The 8,858-nt window shown below is 41.8% G+C and carries 8 protein-coding genes; 3 read left to right on the top strand and 5 right to left on the bottom strand.

Annotated features, from left to right (window positions below):
• Positions 1 to 1,090 (top strand): heparinase II/III domain-containing protein (locus AC1DWN_RS21205; RefSeq protein WP_477560893.1); only part of this gene is annotated, 1,090 nt, incomplete at its 5' end.
• A gap of 163 nt (positions 1,091 to 1,253) precedes the next feature.
• Here AC1DWN_RS21205 and AC1DWN_RS21200 read toward each other — a convergent pair.
• The 4 genes from AC1DWN_RS21200 to AC1DWN_RS21185 form a co-directional block, all read right to left on the bottom strand.
• Positions 1,254 to 2,480: an ABC transporter permease gene (locus tag AC1DWN_RS21200; RefSeq protein WP_477560892.1), complete on the bottom strand. Its 1,227-nt coding sequence runs from the start codon at positions 2,478 to 2,480 to the stop codon at positions 1,254 to 1,256.
• A 13-nt stretch (positions 2,481 to 2,493) separates the two neighbouring features.
• Positions 2,494 to 3,228 carry an ABC transporter ATP-binding protein gene (locus AC1DWN_RS21195; RefSeq protein WP_477560891.1) on the bottom strand — a complete coding sequence of 245 codons (735 nt, stop codon included), beginning with the start codon at positions 3,226 to 3,228 and terminating at the stop codon, positions 2,494 to 2,496.
• A 644-nt stretch (positions 3,229 to 3,872) separates the two neighbouring features.
• Positions 3,873 to 4,646 carry a Cof-type HAD-IIB family hydrolase gene (locus tag AC1DWN_RS21190; RefSeq protein WP_477560890.1) on the bottom strand — a complete coding sequence of 258 codons (774 nt, stop codon included), beginning with the start codon at positions 4,644 to 4,646 and terminating at the stop codon, positions 3,873 to 3,875.
• A 215-nt stretch (positions 4,647 to 4,861) separates the two neighbouring features.
• Positions 4,862 to 5,311, bottom strand: a complete 450-nt coding sequence (locus AC1DWN_RS21185; protein WP_477560889.1) for an SRPBCC family protein — start codon at positions 5,309 to 5,311, stop codon at positions 4,862 to 4,864.
• Positions 5,312 to 5,450: 139 nt separating this feature from the next.
• On the opposite strand from AC1DWN_RS21185, the gene AC1DWN_RS21180 reads away from it, so the two are divergent.
• Together AC1DWN_RS21180 and AC1DWN_RS21175 are read left to right on the top strand one after the other, a co-directional pair.
• Positions 5,451 to 6,275 carry a DUF6597 domain-containing transcriptional factor gene (locus AC1DWN_RS21180; RefSeq protein WP_477560888.1) on the top strand — a complete coding sequence of 275 codons (825 nt, stop codon included), beginning with the start codon at positions 5,451 to 5,453 and terminating at the stop codon, positions 6,273 to 6,275.
• Positions 6,276 to 6,427: 152 nt separating this feature from the next.
• Positions 6,428 to 7,252 carry a hypothetical protein gene (locus tag AC1DWN_RS21175; protein ID WP_477560887.1) on the top strand — a complete coding sequence of 275 codons (825 nt, stop codon included), beginning with the start codon at positions 6,428 to 6,430 and terminating at the stop codon, positions 7,250 to 7,252.
• Between the two features lie 4 nt (positions 7,253 to 7,256).
• On the opposite strand, the gene AC1DWN_RS21170 is transcribed toward AC1DWN_RS21175, so the two are convergent.
• A partial coding sequence (locus AC1DWN_RS21170; RefSeq protein ID WP_477560886.1) for an ATP-binding protein occupies positions 7,257 to 8,858 on the bottom strand: 1,602 nt, incomplete at its 5' end.

Genomic DNA, 8,858 nt, shown 5'->3' with positions numbered 1-8,858 from the left:
ATCCTGCGGTATGCTGTTAGAAGGACTAGCCCTGGTCGATTATGCGACTGACGGTTTAATTGAAATCTATCAGGAGCCAAAGCTTCGCCATTTTACCGACTATATACGCAAGCTGTATATTGGTAAGGATTATGTCGTAAATTTTGCGGATGGAAGTGCAAAGTACAATCCTGCTGCAGAGATTATTTATACCGCTGGCATACAGATGAACGATATGCGGCTAGTGGACTTTGGAGCGCATTGTTTTAAGTACCAATTGGACAACAAAACTTTCCCTACACACTCTCTCTCAAGAGCACTGTCCTCAATTGGTCATTCCCACAGCATGCTGAAAAAAGCAAAGTCAGTTAAATTTGAAACGGAAGCCTATATTGAAAGTCTGGGCATTATGGTAGCACGAGAGACCGAGGAGCCGGATAAAGGTCTGTTCCTCTGCGTCAAAGGCGGAAGCAATGGAGACAGTCATAATCATAATGATGTTGGAAATTATGTCGTCTTTTATAATGCCCGTCCAATACTCATTGATATCGGGGTAGAGGTTTATCGTAGAGAGTTTTTCGGCGAAAAACGCTACGATATTTGGACCATGCAGTCCCAATATCACAATTTGCCAACCATCAATGGAGTGATGCAGCACGAGGGGGCTGAATACTACGCAGAACAGGTCTGTTATCGTGTAACTGAACAAATAGCCAGCCTGTCGATGGACATTAGCAAATCGTATGAAGCAGAAGCCATGATCAAACACTATATGCGTCATGCATCCCTCGACCGGCAGGCACAAAAGATCATCATCCATGATCGTTATGAGCTAGAACAGCATAAAAGCTTGCTGCATCACTTTATAACTCCTTGTGAAGTACAACATACTGGAGATGGTATTTCATTCTTATCCGATAGCGATGTTGTACAAATGAAATTTGATACGAGCAGCTTTAACATTGAAATAGAAGAAATCCCGTTGACAGACAGCAAGCTCGTATCCAGCTGGGGCAGTAAAATCTTTCGAATTGTACTGGAGCAGAAGTATGTTCCGATAAGTGGAGATACATGGTTTACAATTTCTAAGACAGGAAACGCAAATTTATAGATCGTTTTTCAAATTACCCACCACCTTTAGGAGAGCCTTGCAAAACAAATAGAGTTTCTGTAAAAAATAACCCAGTACCGCGCCGGTACTGGGTTTGTTACTTTACTCTCACTTCATAAATCCCTTTTAAAGCAGTCCGCTTTAACTACTAACTATCATTCAATCAGGCTTTCGCCCGGAGCGCAAAGCGATTCACTCCATACAAAACAACACAACAAATCACTGCTGCTGGAAGCACCGTCCATAAACCAGCTAGCTTAAAGCCAAAGACCGCGGACCATATTGCCATTGCGGGCAGCAGCAGCCAGAAGCGTGACAATACCACGGCTCTCTTCTCATCTTCCTCCGACCACGGAAATTGTGCAATAAAGGGCTCTGTGAACCATTGCCTCCATTGCAGGTGCAGCCATGAACTCCCTATCATCGGAAGGGATATTAGCAAGAACGCAGCTATAGGCGCTGGCACCATATTAACCGCGAATGCGGAGGCCGAAATAAAGCCAATCCATACACGTATATGAGTGAAGCCTCGGAGAAAAGCTTTTAATCTCATTTCTGCAAGCATCGTACTAGGATCTGACTTTCGAAATAAGCGCTGCGAACGACGAAATACAATCGGCCGTCTGAAGCTGATCAGTCTTTTCGACTCAATAACCTGGCTCATCAATAATTCTGTGCTGCGCAAACGCGCCTCACTTTCATTTTTAACCTCTGCTTCAAACTGTATGCTTGCACGTAAAGTGAAATATAATAGAACGATAAATAGCAACATTGCGCCAATAATTGAAATGACCAGTAAACCACTATTGTTTGCCCCAGCAAACATAGGAATGAAATAAACCGCTCCAAATAGAATCAAAAATACAGATTCCACTACCCACTTCCGCCAGCCTTTGAACCTTCCAACCAGTAAATGAGAGCCCAGCGACATTGCTAGACCAATTAATAGAGTGAATGTATAGGCCAAAATAAACTGCTGCAGAGATAGTCGTTCAACCTTCCATAGAAACGGCAGCAGAACCACAAATGGAAGCAATAGAATAACGGCTTTTGATACTAGCATATATAGAATGCCCCACCGCTTTATTACTTGCAGCCAGTGCAAATGCTGTAGCAGAAATAATCGTTCCGCTTCTTCTACAAATATACGCAGTCTGCCAAACATTAGTATTATAAACAGTACGATGGGATATAAAATAGTCCACGGTATTTGATCTGCCCAATCAGCCATATCCATCCATAGCTCTCTGTAGAGACCTCCGGAAATAAAGAGCCCCGGAATAAGCAGATAAACCCAAACCGTCCAATCCAATACACTTGTCCACGCTCTAAACTGTTCTTTGCCATTGCGTTTCAATCGAATTCTAAACAGCTGACTAGGTGTGATCATCTTGTGCATCCTCCTAAGTCAATGCGTGAAAGCATTCGAATAATGTGGCTTCCTTCGAGCATCCCGCATCAACTCTTACTTGCGCAAGCGAGCCTTTTGCAACGATTGAACCATTATTGATAAGCACAAAGCTCTTACAAATGCGCTCGGCGGTATCCAAAATATGTGTAGACATGAGTATGCCGGCACCACGCTCCCGCTCACTATCCAGCAGCGTAAGGAAGTCGGTTGTCGCACGTGGGTCGAGACCTACAAACGGCTCATCCACGATATAGATGTCCGGCTCCAGCAGGAACGCAATAATAAGCATAAGCTTTTGCTGCATGCCCTTGGAAAAACGAACGGGATAGTTATGCTTTTCCTCGGTCAGTCTGAAACGCTCAAGCAAATCTTCCGCTTTCGTTTCAAACTGACTCTCTCCCATTCCAAATGCAGATGCAGCCAGCCTCAAATGCTCCCATAGCGTTAAATATTCATAAAAGAGCGGCTGCTCTGGCACATAGGCATAACGTTTATTTTTACCGCCAATTTCAATCTCACCTTTTACATGCGGCATGAGACCGAGAATTGTTTTAATCGTTGTACTCTTGCCAGCCCCATTCGGGCCTATTAAGCCCACTAGCTCCCCCGGTGCCACTTGCAGCTCTACTTGACGAATGATCGGCTTATCTTCCTCATAACCGGMCTCCTCAATCGCAACACGCAGAACATGATCAGCTACCTTCATGGTTTTATTATCTTCTATCATTATGTAAAATCCGCCCTTCGTTATGACTTAACCAGTATGCTTCTACGAGATTGCCTGATTAAAAGTTACATAATTATCCTATATCTAGTGCAAATATAAGCCTACACATCAATATGGCTGGACACCAACAGAATAATGAGAAAAAGCCGACATCACAATATGTGCTGTCAGCTTTGCATTTAAGTACAATATTAAAGAATGACAAGGAAAAAAGAGTAGTCTCGACTATTCTTCTATTGATCAAAAAGATATCGCTGAGAAAGTATATATTCATCTCTGGCAGCTTGGAGGCAATGTTAAATTAGTTTCAAAATGTAAAACTAAAGAGAGTTATTATGAAAATAAAGATGATTTAGTTTCAGAATATATAGCTAAATCACCTGAAGAAGGGTGCGGATCGAGCTAACCTAGCAATTAAGTTCATCCCCTGAAACTAAATCGCAGCTAACCCTTCCTCACACTCCATTAATTGCAAATATTGAAACTAGTCGGGCTTAGAAAAAGCAGCAAATGGAGAAGATTCTATGTTCTTCCGCTTCCGCTTACTCTGACTTAGATAGGCGATTGTAAGTTACCAGTTGGTCGACGAGATGGTCGACGTCAAAAGTCGGGCTTGTCATCACACTTCCCATCTCCACTCTAAACTAAAGAAGGCCCGCTTTAACCAAACCATTACGAATGCCTTGCTCATCCACATGCGTGGTTACATAGTCGGCAAATGGAAGCAGATCCGGGTGTGAATTGCCCATCGCAACACCAAACCCCACCACATCCAGCATTTCCTTGTCGTTAAGTCCATCACCAAATGCAACTGCATCTGCAGGTGTAAGCCCTAGCTCCTTAAGCAGCGCTTCAATCCCTTGTGCCTTCGATCCGCCCGCCGGGAGTACATCGATCGCCTGTGCATGCCAGCGAATCAACTTCAGCTCGGATAGCAGATTATCGTACAAATGCTCGTCGTTACTTTCACAGTGAAGGAACACTTGATAAATGCTGTCTGTCTTCCAAAACTCAGGATTGTAGCCAGGCAAATCAACCTTCAACGAATTGACAGCGTCAATAATGAAGGGATGATCCTCTCTATCGGCAAAGAAGCTGTGCTCCCCTTCAAATACAAGGCCATGATCATGCTCCGCTGCTACTTTCACAAGAGCTTCAAGACTGCTCTTAGCTATTTCTCGTTTATAAAGCGGTGTTCCCTTGTAAACAACATAAGCACCATTCAAGCATACAAAGGATTCAATGCCAAGCTGCTCGGCTAGTGGTTTAATAAAGTAAGGTGCTCTGCCTGTTGCAATAACTGGCTCGACACCTTTTTCCTTCAGCTCTGCAATAGCTTTAATCGTATCCGCAGGAATTTCCTTATTCTCATTAATTAATGTGCCGTCGATGTCAAAAAAAACAATTTTGTATCCCATACGTTTTCTCTCCTATCCGTTGTCGCAGACGTATGCCGCCTGTCCTTTTTATATAGTATAAAGAATTAGCGTTGCAAAGGGAATCTTTCATAGCAACTCCATTGATCAGATCAACCTTATGCTCATAAAAAAGTAGTAAAATTCAAAGAAACACCTTGCCGCCCCAAAATAAAAAACACCAGCAGCAGCTGATGTCATTAAAAGTTTTCCCTATTTTACCACCCAAAATCAAGTGTCTTACCCGTTTCAACATAGGTCTTAACATTATTTAAAATGATCCACCAACTGCTATTTGCTTTCTGGATTGAAGGATGATTTTCAGAAAATTGATTATTGATCAAGGTTAGCTTTGTAGTTGCCCCCACTGTTTCCAGCGTAAAGGTAATTTTCGACTCCAGCTCCTTATGGTTTTCATAATAAGAAGGACCCGGGTGTTCAAGGACGGTGAACAATTGCTGAGGCTCATAAGCTAGAATAGTACCATAAACATGGACCGTTTCATCCCCATCAGACCCAGGACCGACATACGCATACGAGCTTCCTACTTCAAAGGTAGAATCAATCACGCATCCAAAAAATATTTGCTTTGTGCCCTCAGGCGATACCAATGCATGCCATACTTGCTCGGGCGTTCCACCAATATAAAACTCATATTTTAATTCCATGTTCAAGTCACTCCTTCTATTATTATACGATCAATTTTCATTGCTGAGTCTCTTAACTCTTGCTATGATCAGTGTATCTTAAGGTCCAATGGTTGGTATTGTAAAAACACGACAATCCAAGTGACAGGAGTGATTTATTATGCAATCAACTAGTTCAAAGCCAAGTATGGGTATTTTGCAATTAAACGAAGGGGAGAAAAAGTTTCAGCTCGAGCGCTTTGCTCCCACCGCGGCACTCAGTCCATTTATCAGGCATTTCTGGATTATAAACTGGAATTTAGAAGGACAAGCTCCTTATTTGCAGGACGTCCTCCCAAACCCTTGTGTCAATATGGTTATTGAAGCGCATAGAAGCGGTATTTACGGCGTGTCCAGCAGCAAGTATACAAAGCAAATTCAAGGTAAAGGAAAAGTTTTTGGCGTCAAATTTAAGCCAGGCGGCTTTTATCCATTCATCAAATCGCCTCTTTCCACACTTACCGATCAGTCTATAAACATCGACACTGTTTTTGATACCGATCCCTTAACTTTCTCACAAAAAATTCTCTCTGAAAATGATTCGGCTAACATGATTGCTATGGCAGAAGCTTTGTTCATGCAGAAGCTTCCGATTCCGGATGATCAAGTCGTACTGGTCAATGAAATTTTAGATCATATTCATAGGAATCATGACATGACGAAAGTAGAGCATATAAGTGAACAGTTTAATATGAACACAAGAAGGCTCCAACGCTTGTTTAGTCAGTATGTTGGTGTGAGCCCTAAGTGGGTAATCAAGCTCTATCGGCTCCAAAATGCAGCTGAGACTATGGATACCGGGAAGCAGCAGGATTGGCTAACATTGTCCTCCGAGCTTGGCTATTACGATCAATCGCATTTCATTAAAGACTTTAAAGCCATTATCGGAAAAACGCCTGATGAGTATGCCAAGGCAGCGCTGACAAATAGCCTATCAGCCACTTGACTCTTTCAGGCATCATCCTGTATATTGGTATAAATTAGTTGAATATGAACGGCTTACGATGGAAGCACCCGTAAGAGATGGCGTACTACGCCTATCTTGCAGGTGCTTTTTTTCGTGTTATTTGCCGTTACATTGAGGAGGCCTAGTTCATTATGTATCCCGTCCAAAAGCTAAAGCTGCTTGTATCACTGTTTATCATCTTATTGATTGTCAGCAGCCCTATCACCGCACTCGCCGCATCCTTTGATTTCACGATTACTGCTAAAACTGCATTCGACAAAATGACAGCCGCCGCTAATAAAACAACGGCTGATAAGCTAACCCAGCAATATGCTGAGCTGAAAAATCTTCAGAAGCAAGATATTAATTGGGATACGACTATTAATGAACTTCATTACCAAAATGAAGAAGCCGTTCTGTTAGCGCGTAAAAAAATCAAAGAGATTGATGCCCCAAAGCTGCTTAAGCTCGCGGCTGAAGTGGAGCAAGCAAAGAAAAAGTATGACCCGCTATTCAACACCTATGATACTTTGAATCAGCAGCTAAAAGTAGCAAGGTCGATCAAGAACAAAACCTTAATCAGCCTTCTAGCCCCACAGGTTGAAACGGTAAAGGTAGCCGTTCAAGTTGCTAAACTAGATATTCGCAACAAAGAAGCCATTTATAGAACTGCTAAAGAAGAAACCGCTAATGCGATGAAGAAGACAAAGGATATACTAGCGGGCATTGATCCCCTTAAAGTGAAGATTAAAGCGGAAAAAGGATCAGTAAGCAGCACTAAAAAACATTTTTCAACCGAGGTTAATGTCATTAATCAGGTTGCTAGAAAAGGCGATTCAACCGCTACGCTCAGTTCCTTTATCAGACTAATCTCGCTTCAGCGTCAAATTATTGCGCAAAAGCAAAAAATGTATGCTTATGAGCAGCAAATTGCGACTGTCATTGTGAAAACAAATGCTCAAATAGCGGGGAAATGATAGTTTACAAGCCTGGCAGGGAGATATCCACTGTCGTTCCAACGCCTACCTTACTCTTAATAATCAAATTTCCTTTGTGTGAATTCATAATCTCTCTTACKATCATCATGCCTAAGCCATTACCATCCGGTTTAGTGGTATGAAATGGTTCTCCGATTCGCTGTAATACTTTATCCGTCATACCTTCGCCATTATCAATGAACCGAATGAGTTGATGGCCATCTTTTACATCTAATTGTATATCTATACTGCCTCCATAAGGCATTGCATCCATCGCATTTTTCAATACATTCAGGAAAACCTGCTTAATCTGATTACGATCACAACGAATGGTCAGACCATTAGAAATTTTAGAGTAATTAATGGTAATGCCATTCATACTAGCCTGCATTTCAAAAATACTCAGTACCTCATCTAAGATAGGTAAGCATGGCTCAGTTCTAAATCTTTCGGGCTGAGGCTTTCCTAAAATTAAAAACTCACTTACGATGGCATTCATTCTATCCAATTCAGACATAATTAAATCGTAGTGAATAGAATTATTCTGCTTGCTAGACAATTGAAACATACCTTTGACTGTTGTAAGTGGATTTCGAATTTCGTGCGCAATACTAACCGCGAGCTGCCCTGCAACGATGAGTTTCTCAGTATTGCGCATCATTTCTTCCGCTGTCTTCATATCCGTAATGTCACGTAGACTTCCTGCAACCCGAATAAGGGTATGCTCACTACAATAGATCGGCACCACATCTAGGATATAATAACGAGTTAAATCGTGGAGTGGAAAGGAGAGTTCTACCCCAACGCATTGTTCGTTATGTTTAATAACACGTTCAAAATAATGGCCAATAGGGTCTAATTCAAATACACTAAAACCCAGACAGCCCAATCTGTCCGGGTTACCCTCACACAAAACCTTAATGCTATTTTCGTTCATTTCAATAATTGTTCCCAGCTCATCCGTAACAATAACCCCATAATAATTGGTTTCGAGCAGTACTTGATTCAATATCTGAAGCTGGGTATTCTGTTTCCGCAATAAAAGCTCCCGTTCGATCGAGTCAACAATGGTACATAAGAGTGCGCGCATATGAGGATGAGCAAAGCGAATATCCATCATTAATGTAATAGACCCGATCACTTCTTCGTTATTTTTGTTTAGCAGAGGAACGGAGCAACAAGCTAGATCATGCAGAACTTTATGATGGTGAACATCGCCTAGTATTTGAATGGGCTGCTTATATCGAAGACATAGGTCAATCGAATTGATACCAAGCTCTTCATTAAATTGTACACCCTCTACAATACCTAACTGCCTTATAGTGCTTATAATCGAGGGATCACCTTGGAACCCTAAAATATAGCCATTACTATCCGTTATGGCGATTAGGAACGGGTCACCTGAAATCGTAGAAAGAAACGTGTCCATGAAAAAATGTATCACATCTGTAACCTCTGTATACTTCAATTGCTGCGCTTCCAAATCCTCATCGGAAAAACGTTTTGTATATACAGGAAGCTCATTTGGATCAAGACTCCTAAGCAGATCCTGCTGCTTAGACTGTTTAATAATTATCTCTTCCATCATGTGAGTACACCTATTGGC

The sequence above is a fragment of the Paenibacillus sp. P4_A7 genome, from assembly GCF_056402455.1.
Note: the sequence above shows the minus strand (reverse complement) of the source record. Positions and strands in the feature narration are given on the sequence as shown.

What these genes read in the sequence shown, in the direction of transcription:
- AC1DWN_RS21200 (WP_477560892.1), bottom strand. Translation starts at nt 2,480, where the DNA reads ATGATCACACCTAGTCAGCTGTTTAGAATTCGATTGAAACGCAATGGC.
- AC1DWN_RS21190 (WP_477560890.1), bottom strand. Translation starts at nt 4,646, where the DNA reads ATGGGATACAAAATTGTTTTTTTTGACATCGACGGCACATTAATTAAT.
- AC1DWN_RS21185 (WP_477560889.1), bottom strand. Translation starts at nt 5,311, where the DNA reads ATGGAATTAAAATATGAGTTTTATATTGGTGGAACGCCCGAGCAAGTA.
- AC1DWN_RS21180 (WP_477560888.1), top strand. Translation starts at nt 5,451, where the DNA reads ATGCAATCAACTAGTTCAAAGCCAAGTATGGGTATTTTGCAATTAAAC.
- AC1DWN_RS21175 (WP_477560887.1), top strand. Translation starts at nt 6,428, where the DNA reads ATGTATCCCGTCCAAAAGCTAAAGCTGCTTGTATCACTGTTTATCATC.